Raw genomic sequence first — 20,377 nt, 5'->3', positions numbered from 1 at the left:
CATATGCATTATAATACGCCAAAAAGAGGGGGTGCCGTAAGTGGCACACCCTCTTTGAGTTGTCATTGAACATGACTATCTCAGATTTGAAACAGTCTTGTTGGTTAAATTAATAATTGACTAGGTAGTTATCTCTTCAGGTTCGGGTTCTTCTCAACGTCTGTTGTTGGGTAAGGACAGTAAATTCTATCCTCTGTCCAAGAACCAGAAACTGTAACTTGTTCCTTAGCTGTAATGTCCTTACCCTTAGCATCTTTTGCAATAAAGAGAGGAGCATTAGCAACGCGGTAGTCGAAGTTCTTCTTCAACTCGTTCATACGAAGCTCGTCAGAACGGCGTGTAACCATAGAAACCCAGTTGCCGGCAACTTCCCATCCGTGCTCAATGTAGCAAGCCTCAGCCAGCTGCTCTGCATTCATATCAGCAATCTTCACGGTAGTACCATTGCTCAAAGTAACGTTCTCAACATCGTTTACGGCACGGCTGCGAACCTGGCGGAGGCAATCCTTAGCCTTGCCCAAGTCGCCACCAGAGCGAGCTGCGCTCTCAGCATACCAAAGAAGAATCTCAGAGTAACGGATCAGGTTGTGACGACGGTCGTTAACCATACCACCCCAGTTAGGAGCCAGGTAATCATAAGCCTGACGGAGCATGTTGCCGTTCTCGTCTGAGTTAACGGTGAAGATACAGAACATTGGGTGGTAAGCATCTACTACAGGGTCGCCAACTTTCTTGACAACTTCACCCTTGTCATTCTTTTTCTCTTCTGTGCATAAATCCCACCAGTTGCAAACTTCAGTAATCTTATTTCCTTCCTGGAATGTAATCTTAGGAGCATAGATAGCATCCTTACGAGCACCCTCTGGGAATCTCTTCCAGAATGCGATTTCACCCCAAGCATCACCCCAGCCACCATCGCCGAGACCCTCGAAACGGCAGCAGGAAGAAAGCTGAGAATCATGATCCCACCAGCCTTTGGCATCGTTGTTGATTCCAAGCACGGTCTCCATGTTGTAGTTGTTACCCATAGAATAGACATCCTTCCACTCTGGGTTCAGGATGAAGCCGTAAGAACCGTTGCCGTCGATGACTGCCTTAGCCTGCTCTGCAGCGAGCTTGTAGTATTCTGTACCCTTGTTGAGTGGGTAACCAGCCATAGACATATAAACTGCTGACAAGGTAGCCTGTGCAGCCTGCTTAGTACTCCAGATATCTACACCGAACAAGCGGCTAGGCTCCTTCTCATACTTGGTAGGAAGCTCGTTAACGGCTGCCTTCAAGTCGGAAACAATCAGTTCATATACCTTTTCTACACTTGATGGAGCAACGTCCAACTGAGAAACGTCAGTACCTGTAATCAATGGCACAGGACCGAATACACGTACCAGATAGTAGTAAGCGTATGCACGCCAGAAGTGTGCATTACCCAAAGCCACGTTGATCTTCTCCTGAGCTACAGGTGCATTGCCTGCACTCTCAGTAATTAGGTTAGCAGCTTTGATTACTGAATAGTGCTGGTTCCAAGCGTCAGTAACACCCTTGTTGGCACCGTCAGATGCAAAAGCATCAAGCGCAGCACAAGCCTGCTTGTTAGAACCAGGGTTAGCTGTAATATCATCGCCCTGCCACTGTGGGTACATAGGGTTGGTCCAGCTCTGGGTCTGGTTGATTCTGTCATACAGTGCGTTAACACTTGCAGTCAGGTCATCTTCGCTATTGAAGAAGTTGTTTGGGGTCAACTGTCCCTTAGGTTCCTCATCCAGGAAGTCTCCACAAGAAGAGAAAGTGAGCAAGGATGCTGCCATGAGACAACCCATATATAATAATTTTTTAGTTCTCATAATTATTCCAGTTTTTAGATGATTGAAGTTAGAAGTTTACACGAACGCCCATTGTGATGGTACGAGGATTAGGGTAAGCACCCATATCCAAACCATTATCACGGTCAACACCATTGTCACTGAATGATGCACCAGCTGGGTCGATACCCTTATAGCCAGTGATGGTGAAGAGGTTCTGAGCAGAGAGAGAAAGACGGATGTCTGCAATCTTAGTCACGCTGCGTGGGAATGTATAAGCGATGCTGATATTCTCGCAACGGAGGTAATCTGCATTCTCCAACCACTTGTCTGAGTTACCGTATGTCTTGTTCTCTGCGCCTACTGTTGGCATGGTGATTCCGATGTTAGAGAAGTAGTTCTTATCTGTTACGAACATAGAGGCACCTACCATTGAGTTCATGGCGTAACGTACCATGTTCAAGCGCTTAGCACCGAAGGCTGCGTTGAAGAATACGTTGAGATCCCAATTCTTATAGGTTACGGTGTTGTTCCATCCCAAAGTAACGTCTGGGTTTGAACGACCCAATACGAAGCGATCCTTTGATGCATCAGGATTAGCGGTCTTGGTGCCGTCTGCTGCATAATACATATCAACAAACTGTCCCTTGTCGTTCTTCTCTATGCCTGCCCACTTGAAGCCGTAGAATGTACCGATAGCCTCACCTTCCTTGATGATGGTACATGGGTCAACAGTACCTGGAGAAGGGCTGGTACCATAGAGAATAGGAGAATCTGCTGTCAGCTTGGTAACCTCGTTCTTGATGTAGCTGGCATTCAAGGTAGATGACCATGACCAGTCCTTGGTCTGGATAATCTGTGCATTGATGGTTGCATCAAAACCCTTGTTGCTTACCTCACCGGCATTTACCCAGTAAGATGTACCACCCAAGTAACCTGGAGCTGATGTGGTCAGGAGGGCATCCTTGGTCTTCTTGTCGAAGTAGTCTAAGCTGATGTTCAAACGGTTGCCGAAGAAACCGAAGTCAACACCGAGGTCAAACTGGTGAACCTTCTCCCATGTCAAATCTGGAGTAGCAAGACCATTTGCCCAGTAACCTGTGTAAGACTGAGTTGTACCGTATGTGAAACCAGTTGTACCCAATGAACCGAGAGTTGAATATGGAGAGATATCCTGGTTACCGATGATACCGTAGCTAGCACGGATCTTCATGTACTCTACAGCGTTCTTGATAGGCTCCCAGAACTTCTCGTTAGAGATGGTCCAAGCTGCAGCTGCAGATGGGAAGTAACCCCACTTCTTGTTGGTAAAGCGGCTAGAACCATCCGCACGGAAGGTACCAGTCAACATATAACGGTCTGCATAGTTGTACATAACGCGAGCTACACCAGAGAGCATGGTCCATTTGCTATAACCATTGCTAGGAGTCTTGGAAGCAGCATCTGCAATGTTCCAGTAACCCAACTGCTCGTGAGCAATACCTGTACCTGACATACCCATGCGGCGAACCTCGTTAGAGGTAACTTCCCATACACCAGTAGCTGTCAATGCGTGCTCACCCCACTTGTTATTGTAAGTCAAGTTGTTGGTTGACTGCAGTGCTGTAACAGCAGCATCGTTATTGCCCATATTGTTACCGGCAGCGTTCACCTTGGTAGATGTGAAGTGGTACCACTTGTAATCGTTGTAGTCGATACCGTTGGTTGTGGTGAATGTCAAGCCCTTGAGAAGGTTGAACTTCAAGTCAACGTGACCAGTAACCATGGTACGCTTGCGGTCGTTGTCACCACCATGAAGAATACCGTAAGGGTTGTTCTGGATGTTATTATATGGATCCTTGTTATATTTACCGTTTGCATCCATCATCTCCATAGTAGGAGAGTAGTTCAAGCCTACCCAGATTGGGTTAGACTGGTTCTAAGCGAAACCTGCACCAGAGTTGTCTGTCTGAGCGAGGTTAAGGTCGGCAGTCAATTCCAACCAATCAAATACCTTATTGTGAATGTTTGCCTTGATTGCGTAACGTCTTGACTTGGTGTCAACGATAACACCCTTCTGGTCCATTACGTTGGCAGAGAAATAAGTCTGAGTCTTCTCGTTACCCTGTGAAAAGGCAACCTTATAGTTCTGAGTAATACCTGTCTGGAGCAACTGATCCATCCAGTCGATACCTGGCTTGGTACCGTTCAGATAATCCTGTACTGCACTCTGAGCCACGCCCTTATGGTCAACCAAAGCCTGTGCATACTCCTTGGTACCCATTACCTCAGGTATATTGTAAGCGTTAGAGAAACCGAAGCTGCCGTCGAAAGTTACCTGTGTAACACCAGCCTTACCGCTCTTGGTCTGTACCATTACAACACCATTGGCACCGCGGGCACCATAGATAGCGGTAGAAGAAGCATCCTTCAAAACCTGGATGCTCTGAATATCTTCAGGGCTGATACCTTCGAGACCTGTCTCGCGAACAATACCATCTACTACGTAGAGAGGGTCGTTGCTCTTGTTTACTGAGCTGGCACCACGAACACGAATCTTCATAGATCCGCCAGGAACGCCACTTGACATTACCTGCACACCAGACATACGTCCGTTGAGGGCGTCCTCAACACGTGCTACTGGCTGGTCCTTGAAGCTCTTGTTGTCCATTACGGCAACAGAACCTGCCAAGTCGGCCTTCTTTACCGTACCGTAACCGATGACTACGGTCTCTTCGAGCATGTTAGCATCATCCTGCAGGGTGATGTTCAATGGAGCACCACTCCATGTGATGGTCTGAGACTTGTAGCCTACATAAGTAATGGTGAGTTTAGCTCCCTTAGCAACATTGCCAAGTACGAAGTTACCATCAAGGTCAGTTACAGTACCGCCAGATTTGCCATCAATTCTGATGGTAGCGCCGATGATAGGTTCACCGCTAGCGTCCTTTACAGTACCTGTACATGAGTTTTGCTGCTGTGTAGCTGTGGCAATAGTTGAATTGCTCTGAGCTGCCAATGCAGTGACAGTGCTGAGAGGTGACATGGCACCCAAGAGCGCTGCAAAATACAAATTTGCTCTTTTGTTCATAGGTTTGTTGTATTTATTGTTGTTTATTATTAATTTCTCGTATATTATATATAGTGTTAGTTAGAAAACTATTGCTATATAATCTTATATGAATGTTAGTTAGAATTTAATCCTCGTTCAGGATTTTGTGTCTTGCCATCAGGCAGGCTCCTGTAATGCCGGCGAGTGCCTTCAGGTCGGAGGTGACAATCTGTGAATCCTCATTCATTACGTTGAGCGAGTATTTCTTGATTCCCATGTTCACCGGGAGGGTCAGATAGTCGCCTGTTACCGACATTTCTCCTCCGATGACCAGCATTTCCGGGTTGAAGATATTGATGATTCCAGCCAGCTGCTTGCCCAGTTCGTCAGCGATATGCTGCAGGGTGGCGAGGCTGAGTACATCTTCCTTGGCGATGGCGTCCATGATGTCTTGAAGCGAGAGTTCTTCTTTTCGGTTGAGAACCTTGTCAGAGAGGATGGAAGGCTTGCCCGCCATGATGTTCTCTGTGAGTTTTCTCTTCAGTGCTCTGCCCGAAACTTCGGTTTCTATGCAGCCTATCTTGCCGCAGTGGCAGATGATGTTATTGTTGTAGGCAGTCATGTGGCCAAATTCGCCCGAATAGCCCGACTTGCCGTAATAGAGTTTTCCGTCGATGATGATTCCGATTCCCAGTCCCCAGCACATGTTCACGAAAATCACATCTTTCATTCCCTTGCAGCGTCCCTTGATGAATTCGGCGAAGGCCATGCTTCGCGTATCATTCTCTATGCAGACTGGAAGCTGGATGAGTTCCGTCAGCTTGTCTGCCAGGGGTTTATCTAAGAAGGTGAACATGTTGTAGGCACTGCCATCGAAAGGGTTCACGCGTTCAGCCACATTCACGCAGATTTGCAGAATTTCTTCCTTGGAGACGGGAAGACTGGCGATGAAGTCGTTGATAATCTCGCTCAGTCTTTCCAAATTCTCCGGATTGTTCCTGTATTCGTAAGGAACTTTAGTCTTTTCAGTTATCAAATTGCCGCAGAAATCGCTGGCGGCAAGTGCCAGACAGTTCATCTCTGGATTTACTCCAACGAAGTATCCGGCATTAGGCATAAGGTCGTAAACCATTGGGATGCGCCCCGGGGAGTTGTCTTTCTTGCCAATCTCCTTGACGAGTCCACCCTTTATCAGTTCGTTGAGGGCGTTGGTCGCAGTTGGAAGACTCACTCCAATTCCCTTCGACATTTCCGGTATGGTGGAAGCGCCTTGGGCAATGAAGTATTCCAATAATCGCCGCTGAACTGAAGGCTTATTGTTTAACTTCTTAATATATTTTATTATGTTAGGTTCCATAACTAATATTTTTTATTTGCAAAGATATACTTTTTCCCCATTGTGTGCAAACTTTTCGTAGTTAATAAAGCTTAAATGGCTAAAAATAGTTTGTTTTGAAGAACTTTTCTATTCCTTTCACATACCTACACCTTATTATATATTATAACCGGAAGCATCAATTCTCTTCACGTACATGTAAGTATCTGATATAGTGTGTAAAACTACACTTATCAACAGGAAAGAAAGAGAGAATAATTAAAAATGCTTGGTTCTTCTCAAATTTTGGTACATTTATGTATCTAAGTTTGAGGAGACCTTTATCTGCAAAAGAGAAATCGATGCTCTTCCACCCATAATTCGCTTTGCGGTCTTTATCTTGTTGACCGAACCTTCAAGGATTCCATTGTTCAATTTGCTAGCAATAGAATTATTGATGGCGGAATAGTCCTTAATCAGTCCTTTGGCAAACTTTTCCATTTTCTCATTACCACATCCTATGACCATGTTAATCCATTTGTACAAGTTCATTTTGACCTCTCCGCTCAAAATGCCTTGAAATGTTGTTATATAATAGGCTAAATCGGTAATATGCAAGTCCTGCAGAAACAATCTGACTGTATCAGTCTTGGTTTTCCAGTTGAAGTGAACTATTGAATTCCAAAGGTCATACTCTTCGCTCCTGATAGTTGCCTTTGCAAGAAATGCCTTGTAGGCATCATCGTATGCCTTCCAGTCTTCCTTCCATTTTTCTCTCAGTAGAAAAAGAAGTCTTTTCAGTATTTCTTTCTTCTCTGTAGAATGTAACCCCTTGGTAACCACAGAGTAATCCAATGACTTTTTACAGAGAATCCTGTTTGTAATAGATTCTATGGCTTTGTAAGCCCTTAGTTGCGTTGGGTTGAGCAAGTCCTCATATTTGGTGTTCCTTAGCTTTCCCATCTTAAATCCATCAAACCCTGTTTTGTCATGGATTTCACTCAAAGTCAGTCCTTGCCTTGCATAAAGATCCATGAAAGTGTTCCATTCAGCCATTTTCTTGATTCTTCTTGTATCCTTGCACATCGATTCCAAGACTGCATATATGCTGGTATAAAGCCAACCTCTACTTATTTGTGGCTTAATGGGACCAACTAGACCTTGAGTCAGCAACTCCATTCTCTTATGCAAAAACTCCTGCAGAATCTTTGGAAAGACTGCGCTCGTCAAGTCTTCAATGACATGGAATTTGTCTGTGATAGCATGTGCTGATGGGGCTCCTTGCTTGATAGCCTTAATGAAGCATCGTCCCCTATCACGAGTGATAGTATCGACTTTCTTGTATTGTTTCAAGACATTTGCCACAATCGAAGAATCTCTAGAGTCTATCAGTTCCAAAATCTCGCCTGTGTCATGGTCTACGATAACACTGCCATAGGTATGTCCCTTTCTCTTGGCAAAGTCATCTATGCCTATATTCCTGGCAGTCCTGTCTGGAAGTCTTTGGATCTTTTTCAAATGATTTATGCAAGTATTTGGACAGCAGGTGATTCCCATCTTTCTCATGACCTTGGAGGTCGACACAGATGACATATGTATATGAAGCTGGTTCATCAACTCTATGCATCTTACACTGAATCTTGCATATTTGTTTAGCCACTTCGTCTGTTGCTCTACAAATATATGTTTATCAGACTGGCAGTAAAAACGGCGCATGTAAAGGGTGAGAACAAACCGTTTACACCCTAAAGGACACATCGTGACCGTTCTCTTTTGCCAGCCACGGGTATGAGTGGTTTTCTGGCCACAACGGTCGCAGAAGGCATGGGTAGCCGTACTCACGAGAACCATTTTGAGTTCCGTGGAAGAGAAGTCACAACTTGTGATAAAAAAGCCATCTATGGCAGGAAAAATGTCCATAAGAAGTTTTTCTCCGGCCATAGAAGCATTTATATCGGATTTTATTTGGTTGTTCCTTATCTTTTTTATAATTTTGCATCTGTTAGCGATTGTATCCATTGTAAGTCATATTTTATGATCACTTTAAACTTACATATTTTTGGAGACAATCGCTAATTTTTTATATTAAACTTTCTCAAAAATATTGCTCCTTCATATAAAAATTGGGGCTTTGTACTAAAATTTGAGAAGAACCAAATGCTTTCGTTTTAGACAATACTGCGTTAAATTAATATTTAATCGTCTGTAAATCAATAACTTATATTAAGAAATGCTTATGAAAACTTAACTATAGAAAGTTGGTCAAGTCGCTGATTTTCAGTAACTTTGCAAATCACGACAAACGCAAAATTATATGAATACAGGACTTGACCAATATATGGATATCTTTAAAGATGCAGTTGAAGATTCGGCTGCAAAGTTAACAAAAAGTTTCGAGAAAATACTCATCGAGGTGATAATTTTGTTCATGGTAATACCAAGAAAGATAAATTTCACCCAAATGGGGAGGTATGGCTCGCATGTTGAGCAAACCTATCGCAACGCATTCGGCTTAAAAAAGTCGAAAAGCATTGACTGGCTCAAACTTAATGTCTCACTTGCCAAGCGCTTCTTTGGTAAACAGGGAAGATGGGCTATTGCCATTGATCCCAGCTACATCAGCAAAGCTGGCAAGAAGACTCCACATATCGGTCGTTTTTGGTCGGGATGTGCACAGTCTGTTAAACATGGTCTCGAAATCATGGGTATTGGCCTCATTGATATTGATGCCAAAGACTGCATGATGTTAAAAGCACACCAGTCGCTAAGTAATAAAGAACTGAGTCTTAGAAACAAGACTATGGTAGATTTCTATATCAGCGTCATTAAGCGTTACCGCAAGGAACTTCTTAAACTCTCAACCCTCATAGTTGCAGATGCTTACTTCTCTACAAGTACATTTGTTAATGGGATAAAGAAAGAAGGGTTCTCTTTGATAAGCCGCTTTCGTGACAATGCTTGTCTCTTTTATGTCTATGCTGGTCCACGTACTGGAAAACGTGGTCGCCCCAAGACCAAGGATGGCAAGATTGATATGAAGAATCTTGACCTCACTCGAATGGAGAAGATGGAGATGAAAGATATAGAAGGAACAGCTTATACTTTGATAGCCTATTCCAAGGCACTCAGGTGTAAAGTTAGACTTGTCATCTGGCAGATGCCGAATGGCAAGAAGAAACTATTCTTCTCTACAGACACCTCACTTTCGGGTGAAGAAGTACTTCTTTATTATAGAACCAGGTTCCAGATCGAATTTTGCTTTCGTGACGCCAAAGGCTATACTGGTCTTATGGACTGCCAGGCTCGCGATAAGTGGAAACTCGATTTTGCTTTCAATGCTTCGTTCACATCACTAAATGTTGCCAAGGTAACTATGAAGGAGATGGGAATGGAATATTCTATGTCTTCATTCAAGTCACTGATGACCAATATTTATCTGGTGAAACGAATTTTTAAAGCAAGCGGGTACACCCCGAACCGAACTTTAATTAGCAAGATTTTCAAAGATCTCTCGTGCTTACAGCGTATAGCTGCTTAGCACATTATTGAATTATTAACGAACTATTGTTTAGAAATATTAACTATAAAAACATGGCGGTATTTGATAAATCTCGTATCTTTGCAAAATAAAAAAATTTAGTAACCTAGCGGTTATTAATAAATAACTTTTGAATTAACAAGAGACAGTCATAAATAGAAATATATAAACCTATTAATAGATATAGACAATGAGACTCAATCTTAGTTCACAAATCGTACTGAATAAAGTACCTGTTGAGTTCTACAAGCCTAAGACGACGGTAGAATACTCAGAAATCTCCAGAATGGAGAAGATTCATACAGACATCTTTGCCTCTATGGCAGAAGGTGCCAGTCATGTAGCCGATGGTATTGAAACCGGAATCAAGGCTGCTCAGCATGACGGTAAGTTCTATGTGATGGCGCTGGGCACAGGCTCTTCGCTCAATGCCGTGTATGATGAACTCATCCGCCGTTATGAGAACAAGACATTAAGTTTCCGCAATGTGGTGGTATTCAATGCCTATGAATACTATCCTCTTCAGAAAGAAAGTTCCGTTCGCACCATTAACCAGTTGAAGGAGCGTTTCCTCAACCATGTGGATATTGCCGAGCAGAACATCTTCACCCTCGATGGCTTTGTGGCTCAGGAGGCAGTGCAGGATTGTTGCCGCCTTTACGAGCAGCGCATCAAGACCTTCGGCGGATTGGACGTTGCCCTCATCGGTATCGGCCGTTCGGGTAATATTGCTGCCAACGAGCCGGGTTCGGGCATTCAGTCGATAACCCGTCTTATCCTCATTGGCAATACTTCTCGCGAAGAGATGGAAAACAGCGAGCAGACCAAGGAGACCCTGCCTCCATGCTCACTCACCATGGGTATTGCCACCTTGCTTTCTGCCAAAGCAATCTACCTTACTGCCTGGGGCGAGGAAAAGGCTGAAATCATGCAGAAAGTGGTAGAGAACTCTATCACAGATTCACTGCCAGCATCTTTCCTCCAGACTCATCCAAACGCCAACGTAGTGCTCGACCTGAGTGCTGCTTCTCATCTTACCCGCATTGAACATCCTTGGCTCGTAACTTCTTGCCAGTGGACTGACAAGCTGGTGCGCTCGGCTTTGGTTTGGCTCTGCCAGAAAATAGGTAAGCCTATCCTGAAGCTTACCAACAAGGATTACAACGAGAACGGATTGAGCGAACTCCTGGCTCTCTATGGTTCTGCCTACAATGCAAACATTAAGATTTTCAATGACTTGCAGCACACCATCACCGGATGGCCAGGCGGAAAGCCAAATGCCGACGATACCTATCGCCCTGAGCGCGCCAACCCATTCCCTAAGCGAGTAATCGTATTCTCTCCTCACCCTGATGATGATGTGATTTCGATGGGTGGAACCATCCGCCGACTGGTTCAGCAGAACCACGATGTGCATGTGGCTTATGAAACATCGGGCAACATTGCAGTGGGTGATGAGGAGGTAACAAGATTTATGCACTTCATCAACGGATTCAACCAGATTTTCGCCGATTCAAAGGATAGTGTGATTTCTGATAAATATAAGGAAATCAAGAGCTTCTTTGCCAATAAGAAGGAGAGCGATTTCGATACTCGCGACATCCTGACCATCAAGGGATTGATTCGCCGTGGTGAGGCTCGTACAGCCTGCACCTATAATGAGATTCCGCTCGACCATGTACACTTCCTTGACCTGCCATTCTATGAGAGTGGAAAGATTGAGAAGTTGCCGATGACCGAGAAGGACGTAGAGGTGGTAAGAGCCTTGTTGCAGAAGGTAAAGCCTCATCAGATTTATGTGGCTGGCGACCTTGCCGACCCACACGGAACCCACAAGAAATGTACCGATGCAGTTCTGGCAGCCATCGACGAGGAGAAGAAGGCTGGTGCAGAGTGGCTGAAGGACTGCCGCATCTGGATGTATCGTGGTGCTTGGGCAGAGTGGGAGATTGAGAACATCGAGATGTGCGTTCCATTGAGTCCGGAAGAGTTGAGAGCCAAGCGTAACTCTATCCTCAAGCATCAGTCGCAGATGGAGAGTGCTCCATTCCTGGGCAACGACGAACGCCTGTTCTGGCAGCGTGCGGAAGACCGCAACCGCGCCACTGCTTCGCTCTACGACCAGCTGGGATTGGCCTGCTACGAGGCTATGGAGGCTTTCGTGGAATATAAGCCACTCTAAGTATTTATCAATTAGTTAACTAACTTATATTATTCTCTATATAAAATTTATGAAGAAATTCAATCATCTATTTGCTTCGTTGGCAGCATGCACAGCGATGTTGGGAGGAATCTCAACATCGGCTGTGGCTGCTGACATCAATATTATTCCTGTGCCAGTAAAGACTCAGGTTCAGAAGGGCGAGTTCGTGTTGCCACAGAAAGTGACCATCTCTTATCAGACTGCTGACGGCAAGAACATCGCCAAATACATGGCTGATAAGTTGAAGACTGCTACCGGTTACGATGTAACCGTAGGCGGAAAGAAGGGAAACATCTCTATCCAGATTTCTCCTTCTATGAAGATGGCTGAGGAAGGCTACCGCCTCACCGTTACCAACAAGGGTGTAGTAATCAAGGCAAAGACCGGCAAGGGTGCTTTCTATGGAATGCAGAGCTTCATGCAGCTGTTGCCAGCTCAGATTGAGAGCGCTACCAAGGTAAGCGGCGTGAAGTGGGTGGCACAGTGCTGCGACATCCAGGATGCTCCACGTTTCGGCTACCGTGGTTTCCACCTCGACCCATGCCGCCACTTCATCACCGTGGAGAACGTGAAGAAGCAGTTGGACATCATGTCAATGTTCAAGGTGAACACCATGCACTTCCACCTCACCGAGGACCAGGGCTGGCGCATCGAAATCAAGAAGTATCCTAAGCTTACTTCCATCGGCGGCTACCGCACCCAGGGCGACGGTTCTACCTATGGCGGTTTCTACACTCAGGAGGAAATCAAGGACATCGTGGATTATGCAGCCAAGCGTTACATCACCGTGATTCCTGAAATCGACCTTCCTGGTCACATGATGGCAGCCATCTCTGCTTATCCTTACCTTTCATGCAAGGGCGAGCAGTGGACTCCACGAATGGTTTGGGGTGTTGAGGACATCGTGATGTGTCCGGGTAAGGAAGACATGTTCAACTTCCTGGAAGACATCATCCGCGAGGTAGTGCCTCTCTTCCCAGGCAAATATTTCCACATCGGTGGCGACGAGTGCCCTAAGACCAGCTGGAAGCATTGTCCTACCTGCCAGAAGCGCATACAGAACGAAGGCTTGCAGGCCGACGGCAAGCACTCTGCCGAGGAAAGACTGCAGAGCTACGTAATCAAGCGCATGGAGAAGATGCTGGCTAAGTACGACAGAAAGATTATCGGTTGGGATGAAATCCTCGAAGGCGGATTGAGTCCTGATGCTACCGTGATGTCTTGGCGTGGAACTTCGGGCGGTATTTCTGCAGCTTTGCAGAAGCACGATGTCATCATGACTCCAGGTAGCGGCGGCTTGTATCTCGACCACTATCAGGGCGATTACAAGATTGAGCCGGTTACTATTCCTAGTGCTCCTGCTTATCTTTCAAGAACCTATAATTACGAGCCTGTGCCAGATACCATCAAGTCATTGGGCTTGGAGAAGCATATTCTGGGTGTTCAGTGCAACAACTGGTCTGAATACATGTACACCAACGCCAAGATGGAGTATCAGATGTATCCTCGCTCTCTGGCTCTTGCCGAGATTGCATGGTCACCGGCCAAGAAGAAGAACTTCACCGACTTCAGCCGTCGTGTAGATGCTAACAGTGTGCGTCTCGACGAGCACCACGTGCGTTACCACATCCCATTGCCAGAGCAGCCATACGGTTCCTGCGATAAGGTGGTGATTACCAAGGATACAGTGGTTACCTTCCAAACTTCCCGTCCTATGAAGATGGTTTACACCCTGGATGGAACCCTTCCAACTCCATCTTCTGCCGTTTATACAGAGCCTATCAAGGTGAGTGGCAACACCATCATCAAGATTGCTACCGTATTGCCTTCTGGCAAGATGAGCAAGATAAGAACCATCGACGTGGAGAAGCAGAACTATGCTCCAGCCGTGAAGGTAAATGGTGCGAAGGCTGGCTTGCAGTTGCGCCGCGTAAAGGGCAATTATCTGAAGGTGGATCAGCTGAACTGGGCTGATGCTGAGTGGACAGACAATGGAACCATCACCAATTTGAACAAGATGAAGGTGAGTCAGCCAGACGATGCTGCTACTCTGCGTGGTGCCAACAACTATGGTGCCGTGGCCGAGGGCTTCATCAATGTTCCTGAGGATGGCGTTTACTATCTCTCTTCCCGCATGGAGCAGGTTTGGATTGACAACAAGCTCGTAATCAACAACGAGGGTGCTGTGAAGGCTGGTACCAACAGCGATAATGCTGTGGCTCTTGCCAAGGGCTTGCACCCAGTGAAGTTCGTTTACTTGTGCAACATCGTAGGCGGCTGGCCATCTTGGTGGAGCAACCTCAACCTCGAAATGCGCAAGGATAATCAGAAGAAGTTCACCGCAGTGGGCGAGTCTCAGTATTTCCATTAATAATAGGTTTAGAAACACTGAATTAGAAACAACTGATTTAGATTAGAAATATGAATATCAGAACAATCGCAAACGTATCATTTTGCCTTGCCATGCTCTCGATGAGCAGTGGGGCGTCGGCTCAGAGCGAGTCGCGCTGGCAGAATGTGAACATCAACCAGCAGAACCGAGAGCCTCGCCGTGCGAATTTCTTCGCATTCGAGAGCTTGGATAAGGCTCAGAGTTTCGACAAGAAGAAGTCGGCCAACTACCTTTCCATGGAGGGTATGTGGAAGTTCAACTTCGTGAAGGACCACAACAAGCGTCCGGCAAACTTCTTTGCTCTGAAGTATGATGATTCACAGTGGAAGGATTTCCCAGTGCCTGGTTTGTTTGAGTTGAACGGCTATGGCGATGCTACCTATAAGAACATAGGCTATGCTTGGGCCACCCAGTTTGACCCGAATCCGCCATATATCAGCGAGCTCAACAACTATACGGGTTCCTATCGCCGCACCTTCGAACTTCCTAAGGATTGGAAGGGCAAGGATGTGTATTTCCATGTGGGTTCTGCTACCAGTAACCTGACTCTCTGGGTCAACGGCAAGTACGTGGGCTACAGCGAGGATAGCAAGGTGGCTGCCGAATTCAACATCTCGAAGTATCTCAAGCCGGGCAAGAACCTCATTGCCATGCAGGTGATGCGTTGGTGCGATGGTTCTTATTTCGAAGATCAGGACTTCTGGCGTTTCACGGGCATTGCCCGTGAGGTGTATCTCTATGCCCGTCCGAAGCTTCATGCTGCCGACATCCGATTGAACGCTGCCTTGGAAAACAACTACCAGGATGGTGTGTTGAACTATCAGGTTTCCCTGAAGGGAGGAAAGACAGACGTTGCCATCACCCTGTGTGATAAGGATGGCAAGCAGGTAGCCGAGACCACCGGTGCCCAGGGCGTCATCAAGGTGCCAAAGGTAAATGCCTGGACGGCTGAGACACCTTATTTATATAAGGCATATATCACCCTGAAGAACAAGCAGGGCACCACAGAGGTGATTCCGCAAAAAGTGGGATTCCGCAACGTGGAAATCAAGAACGCACAGCTGCTCGTTAACGGACAGCCTGTGCTGGTGAAGGGTGCCGACCGCCACGAGATGGATCCGGACGGTGGATACGTAGTGAGCATAGAGCGCATGATTCAGGACATCAAGATCATGAAGCAGTTGAACATCAACGCCGTTCGCACCAGCCACTATCCTTGCGACCCACGCTGGTATGACCTTTGCGATGAATACGGAATCTACATCACCGCTGAGGCTAACCTCGAATCTCATGGTATGGGATATGAGGAGAAGTCGCTCGCCAAGTTCCCTGAGTACATCGTGCCTCACATCGAGCGCAACGAGGGCAATGTGAAGCCGCTCATCAATCATCCTTCCGTCATCGTATGGAGCTTGGGTAACGAGTGCGGCTACGGCGTCAACTTCGAGAAGGCTTACGACTGGGTGAAGGCGTGCGATCCTACCCGTCCTGCGCAGTATGAGCGTGGCGGATACGACAGCAAGACCGACATCTACTGTCCTATGTACATCGGTTACGAGGAGAGCGAGCGCTATTGCAAGGGCAATGGCACCAAGCCATACATCCAGTGTGAGTATGCTCACGCCATGGGTAACTCTGAGGGTGGATTCAAGGAGTATTGGGATTTAATCCGCAAGTATCCTAAGTACCAGGGCGGTTACATCTGGGACTTCGTTGACCAGGGTCTGCGCGACAAGAGTCCTGTCACCGGCAAGGAAATCTTTACCTATGGTGGCGACTATGGCCGCTATCCGGGCAGCGATTACAACTTCAACTGCAACGGAATCATCGCCCCTAACCGCCGTCTGAACCCTCATGCCTACGAAATCCAGTACTATCTTCAGAATGTATGGATCAAGAACTTCGATGCAGCCAATGGTGCCATCAGCATCTACAACGAGAATTTCTTCAGGAACATCGACGATTTGAAACTCTCGGCTGCCATCTATGCCAACGGCGTGAAGCTCTCAACCCTGGAGATTCCAGGCACCAAGGGCATTGCCCCTCAGGCAACCAAGCTCGTGAAGAGCGATGCGTTGAAGGCTGCGGTTGCACAGGCTCAGGCTGAACATGCAGGCGAGGAAATTGCTGTAAACTTCGCCTTTGCCAGCGATGGCAGTCAGCCGCTGGTTGACAAGGGTCAGGTGATGGCTCGCCAGCAGTTTGTGGTTAACGCATACAAGTTCGATAAGGTTGATACGCCAGCCCAGGCTGTAGCTTCAGCCAACAAGAAGGCCAAGGTGCAGCAGGCTGACAATATCGAGGTAGAAGAGACCAACAGCTACGTGAAGGTTTCGGCAGAGAGAATGTCGGTTACCATCGGCAAGAAGACTGGTATGATTGATTATCTCGATGTAGATGGTGAACCGATGCTGAAGTTCCGCGAGAGCATGACTCCAGAGTTCTGGCGTGCTCCTACCGACAACGACTATGGTGCTTCTTTGCAGAAGAAGATGAGAGTTTGGAAGAACCCTCAGATGAATCTGAAGTCGTTCGACAAGAGCGAGAGCAAGGACAGCGTGGTTCTTACCGCCCAGTTCGAAATGCCTGAGGTAAAGGCGCAGCTGATGCTCCGCTACCGCATCAATGCGGCTGGCGAGGTGGCTGTTACCCAGCAGATGACAACCGATAAGGAGGCAAAGGTAGCTGATTTGTTCCGCTACGGAATGCAGTTGCAGATGCCTGCGTCATTCTCTAAGTTAGAATACTACGGTAGAGGTCCAGAGGAGAACTACATCGACCGTCACTCTTCAGCTTTCATCGGCAAGTATGAGGCTAACGTGAAGGACGAGTATTATCCATACGTCCGTCCGCAGGAGAGCGGTAACCATACCGACATCCGCTACTTTTCCATCTTCAATCCTGCCACCGGCAAGGGAATCACCTTCGAGGGCTATGCTCCTATGGAGTGCAGCGCCATCCCTTACCTGGTAGAGGATCTGGATGCTGGTATCGAGAAGGAGCATGCCTGGGGTCAGCACAGTGGCGACCTGGTAGAAAAGGGTCTTGTGCAGTTGCACATTCAGCAGCGCCAGTTTGGCTTGGGTTGTATTGACAGCTGGGGTTCTTCACCAATGGAGAAGTACCGCATGCACTATCAGGACCGCTGCTTCCGCTTCGTGATTAAGGCAAAGAAATAAAAAGAAATAAAGAGAAATAATAGGATTTATGCACTTGTGTGTAATCATGTAATTCATCAGCTAAGTGCTCCGCCTGCAGCAATGCAGGGGAGCACTTTTTTGCATTTTATGGGGGAAAAGTTTAAAAATAGATTAAATCCTTTGTCGGTTCCCCCTTTTTTTCTTATTTTTGCATTTCTAACAAGAATTTAAAAGATAGACAAAGATAATGGCAAACGATAATAAAGGTCTTACGCCGATGATGCGGCAATTCTTCGAGATGAAATCCAAGCATCCCGAGGCATTGCTGCTTTTCCGCTGTGGCGACTTCTACGAAACTTATTGCGAAGATGCTATCGAGGCTTCACGCATCCTGGGCATTACCCTTACCCGCCGAAACAACGGCGGAGCTACGGGCAGCATCGAGATGGCGGGCTTCCCCCATCATGCACTCGATACTTACCTGCCTAAACTCATCAGGGCAGGCAAGCGAGTTGCCGTATGCGACCAGCTGGAAGACCCGAAGAAGAAACGCCAGGAAATAAAGGGCAAGAAGGGATTGAGCCAGATGGACAAGATGGTGAAGCGTGGCATTACCGAACTCGTTACCCCGGGTGTGGCGATGGGCGACAACGTGCTCAACTATAAGGAAAACAACTTCCTGGCTGCCATCCACTTCGGTAAGACTTCCTGCGGCGTAAGCTTCCTCGATATTTCTACCGGTGAATTCCTCACCGGCGAGGGAACCTATGATTATGTAGAGAAACTGATGGGCAACTTCATGCCGAAAGAGGTGCTCTACGACCGTGCCCGAAAGAATGATTTCGAGAAATACTTCGGTACCAAATACTGCACCTTCGAACTCGACGACTGGGTTTTCACCGAGCAGACGGCGATGCAGAAACTCCTGGGACACTTCAAGACCAAGTCGCTGAAAGGCTTCGGCGTGGAGCATCTCAAGAATGGTGTCATTGCCAGCGGTGCCATCATGCAGTATCTGGAGATTACCCAGCATACGCAAATTAACCATATCACGGCGCTTTCGCGCATCGAAGAGGATAAGTTCGTGCGCATGGACCGATTCACCATCCGAAGTCTGGAGCTGGTAGCTCCGATGCAGGACGACGGTCTGTCTCTGCTCAACGTCATCGACCGCACCGTAACGGCAATGGGTGGCCGAATGCTCCGCCGCTGGCTGGTGTTCCCACTGAAGGATGTGCGCCCTATCAACGAGCGCCTCGACATCGTGGAGTATTTCTTCAAGGAGCCGGAGTTCCGTCAGCTTCTCGACGACCAGCTTCATCGCATCGGCGACCTGGAGCGTATCATCTCCAAGGTGGCCGTGGGCAGAGTATCGCCTCGCGAGGTGGTGCAGCTGAAGAATGCACTGGAAGCCATCCAGCCTATCAAGGTGGCTTGCCAGCATGCCAAGAACGACGCCCTAAAGCGCATCGGCGAGCAGCTCAACGTCTGCGAAACCCTGAAGGACCGCATCGCCAGGGAGATTCAGCCCGATCCGCCTCAGCTTATCAACAAGGGCGATGTGATAGCCGATGGCTATAACGCAGAACTCGATGACCTTCGTTCCATCAGCCGTCATGGCAAGGATTATCTTCTGAAGATTCAGGAGCGGGAAATAGAGAAGACGGGCATCAGCAGTCTGAAGGTAGGATACAATAATGTGTTCGGCTATTACCTGGAAGTGCGCAACACCTTCAAGGACAAGGTGCCTGAGGAGTGGATCCGCAAGCAGACGCTGGCGCAAGCCGAGCGATATATTACCCAGGAACTCAAGGAATACGAGGAGAAGATTCTCGGAGCCGATGAGAAGATTCTGATTCTGGAGGCGCAGCTCTTCAACGAACTGATTGCTGCCATGCAGGAGTATATTCCTCAGATTCAGATCAACGCCAACCTCATCGCCCGCATGGATTGTCTGCTCTCGTTTGCCAAGGCATCAGACGAAAACCACTATGTGCGTCCGGTTATCGACGATTCGCAGGTGCTGGACATCAAGCAGGGCCGCCATCCTGTGATTGAAACCCAGTTGCCGCTGGGCGAGCGATACGTGCCAAATGATGTGTTGCTCGACACCGAGAAGCAGCAGGTGATGATGATTACGGGTCCTAACATGGCGGGTAAATCTGCCTTGCTCCGCCAGACGGCGCTTATTGTGCTGTTGGCTCAGGTGGGTTGCTTTGTTCCAGCCGAGAGTGCCCGAGTAGGCTTGGTGGATAAGATATTCACCCGTGTGGGAGCCAGCGATAACATCTCGCTGGGTGAATCAACCTTTATGGTGGAGATGACGGAGGCTGCCAATATATTAAATAATGTGTCGCCCCGTTCGCTGGTGCTCTTCGATGAGTTGGGTCGTGGAACATCCACCTACGATGGCATTTCCATAGCCTGGGCTATCGTGGAATATCTTCATGAGCACAAGAAGGCGCAGGCTCGCACGCTTTTTGCCACTCATTATCACGAGTTGAACGAGATGGAGAAGAATTTCCCTCGCATCAAGAACTTCAACGTGAGTGTGAAGGAGGTGGATGGCAAGGTTATTTTCCTGCGCAAGCTGGAGCCGGGCGGCAGCGAGCACTCCTTCGGTATTCATGTGGCAGAGATTGCCGGAATGCCGCGCAGCATCGTGAACCGTGCCAACGATATTCTGAAGCAGTTGGAGCAGGACAATGCTGGGGTAGGCGGTGCCGGCAAGCCGAACGTGCAGCATCTGGATGAGCCTAAGGATGGAGTTCAGCTGAGTTTCTTCCAGTTAGACGACCCAGTGTTGAGCCAGATTCGTGATGAGATTCTGGGCCTGGATATCAACAACCTAACCCCGGTAGAGGCATTGAACAAGCTCAACGACATCAAGAAGATTCTGCTGGGCCGATAGGTCTTCATAGATGGCTGGCGCCTGCCATCATTTAAGACCAGCCTTGGT

8 protein-coding genes and 1 pseudogene are annotated in these 20,377 nt (G+C 47.4%); 5 read left to right on the top strand and 4 right to left on the bottom strand.

Translation table 11 applies throughout. From position 1 onward, the window contains the following. Positions 1-128 precede the first annotated feature (128 nt). The 4 genes and pseudogenes from KUA49_RS13900 to KUA49_RS13885 form a co-directional block, all read right to left on the bottom strand. A complete protein-coding gene (locus KUA49_RS13900) occupies positions 129-1,841 on the bottom strand; it encodes a RagB/SusD family nutrient uptake outer membrane protein (protein ID WP_218412448.1) in 1,713 nt (570 codons plus the stop codon). Between the two features lie 28 nt (positions 1,842-1,869). After that, a pseudogene (locus KUA49_RS13895) lies at positions 1,870-4,824 on the bottom strand (SusC/RagA family TonB-linked outer membrane protein). A gap of 151 nt (positions 4,825-4,975) precedes the next feature. Next, the gene (locus KUA49_RS13890) at positions 4,976-6,079 is read right to left on the bottom strand and encodes an ROK family protein (RefSeq protein WP_256624818.1); all 1,104 of its coding nucleotides are present in this window, start codon (positions 6,077-6,079) and stop codon (positions 4,976-4,978) included. A 381-nt stretch (positions 6,080-6,460) separates the two neighbouring features. Further along, a complete protein-coding gene (locus KUA49_RS13885) occupies positions 6,461-7,996 on the bottom strand; it encodes an ISL3 family transposase (protein ID WP_318331687.1) in 1,536 nt (511 codons plus the stop codon). Positions 7,997-8,459: 463 nt separating this feature from the next. Here KUA49_RS13885 and KUA49_RS13880 point away from each other — a divergent pair, with 463 nt between their 5' ends. The 5 genes from KUA49_RS13880 to mutS all read left to right on the top strand — a co-directional run bounded on the left by KUA49_RS13880 (position 8,460) and on the right by mutS (position 20,329). Next, complete coding sequence (locus KUA49_RS13880) at positions 8,460-9,683, top strand: transposase (RefSeq protein WP_153093847.1); 1,224 nt, start codon at positions 8,460-8,462, stop codon at positions 9,681-9,683. Positions 9,684-9,873: 190 nt separating this feature from the next. Continuing rightward, positions 9,874-11,865, top strand: coding sequence for a glucosamine-6-phosphate deaminase (locus tag KUA49_RS13875; RefSeq protein WP_218413331.1), 1,992 nt, complete (start codon positions 9,874-9,876; stop codon positions 11,863-11,865). Positions 11,866-11,914: 49 nt separating this feature from the next. After that, on the top strand, positions 11,915-14,257 hold the full coding sequence (locus KUA49_RS13870) for a family 20 glycosylhydrolase (protein WP_218413330.1): 2,343 nt from the start codon (positions 11,915-11,917) through the stop codon (positions 14,255-14,257). 50 nt (positions 14,258-14,307) lie between these two features. Continuing rightward, positions 14,308-17,457: a glycoside hydrolase family 2 TIM barrel-domain containing protein gene (locus tag KUA49_RS13865; protein ID WP_218413329.1), complete on the top strand. Its 3,150-nt coding sequence runs from the start codon at positions 14,308-14,310 to the stop codon at positions 17,455-17,457. A gap of 208 nt (positions 17,458-17,665) precedes the next feature. Then, a complete protein-coding gene (gene mutS / locus KUA49_RS13860) occupies positions 17,666-20,329 on the top strand; it encodes a DNA mismatch repair protein MutS (protein ID WP_218413328.1) in 2,664 nt (887 codons plus the stop codon). The last annotated feature ends 48 nt before the right edge of the window (positions 20,330-20,377 follow it).

The sequence above is a fragment of the Segatella copri genome (genome assembly GCF_019249655.2).
GTDB lineage: Bacteria > Bacteroidota > Bacteroidia > Bacteroidales > Bacteroidaceae > Prevotella.
The sequence above is the reverse complement of the archived record's forward strand: the minus strand, read 5'-3'. Positions and strand labels throughout refer to the sequence as shown.

What these genes read in the sequence shown, in the direction of transcription:
- KUA49_RS13900 (WP_218412448.1), bottom strand. Translation starts at nt 1,841, where the DNA reads ATGAGAACTAAAAAATTATTATATATGGGTTGTCTCATGGCAGCATCC.
- KUA49_RS13890 (WP_256624818.1), bottom strand. Translation starts at nt 6,079, where the DNA reads ATGTCGAAGGGAATTGGAGTGAGTCTTCCAACTGCGACCAACGCCCTC.
- KUA49_RS13885 (WP_318331687.1), bottom strand. Translation starts at nt 7,996, where the DNA reads ATGGTTCTCGTGAGTACGGCTACCCATGCCTTCTGCGACCGTTGTGGC.
- KUA49_RS13880 (WP_153093847.1), top strand. Translation starts at nt 8,460, where the DNA reads ATGAATACAGGACTTGACCAATATATGGATATCTTTAAAGATGCAGTT.
- KUA49_RS13875 (WP_218413331.1), top strand. Translation starts at nt 9,874, where the DNA reads ATGAGACTCAATCTTAGTTCACAAATCGTACTGAATAAAGTACCTGTT.
- KUA49_RS13870 (WP_218413330.1), top strand. Translation starts at nt 11,915, where the DNA reads ATGAAGAAATTCAATCATCTATTTGCTTCGTTGGCAGCATGCACAGCG.
- KUA49_RS13865 (WP_218413329.1), top strand. Translation starts at nt 14,308, where the DNA reads ATGAATATCAGAACAATCGCAAACGTATCATTTTGCCTTGCCATGCTC.
- mutS (WP_218413328.1), top strand. Translation starts at nt 17,666, where the DNA reads ATGGCAAACGATAATAAAGGTCTTACGCCGATGATGCGGCAATTCTTC.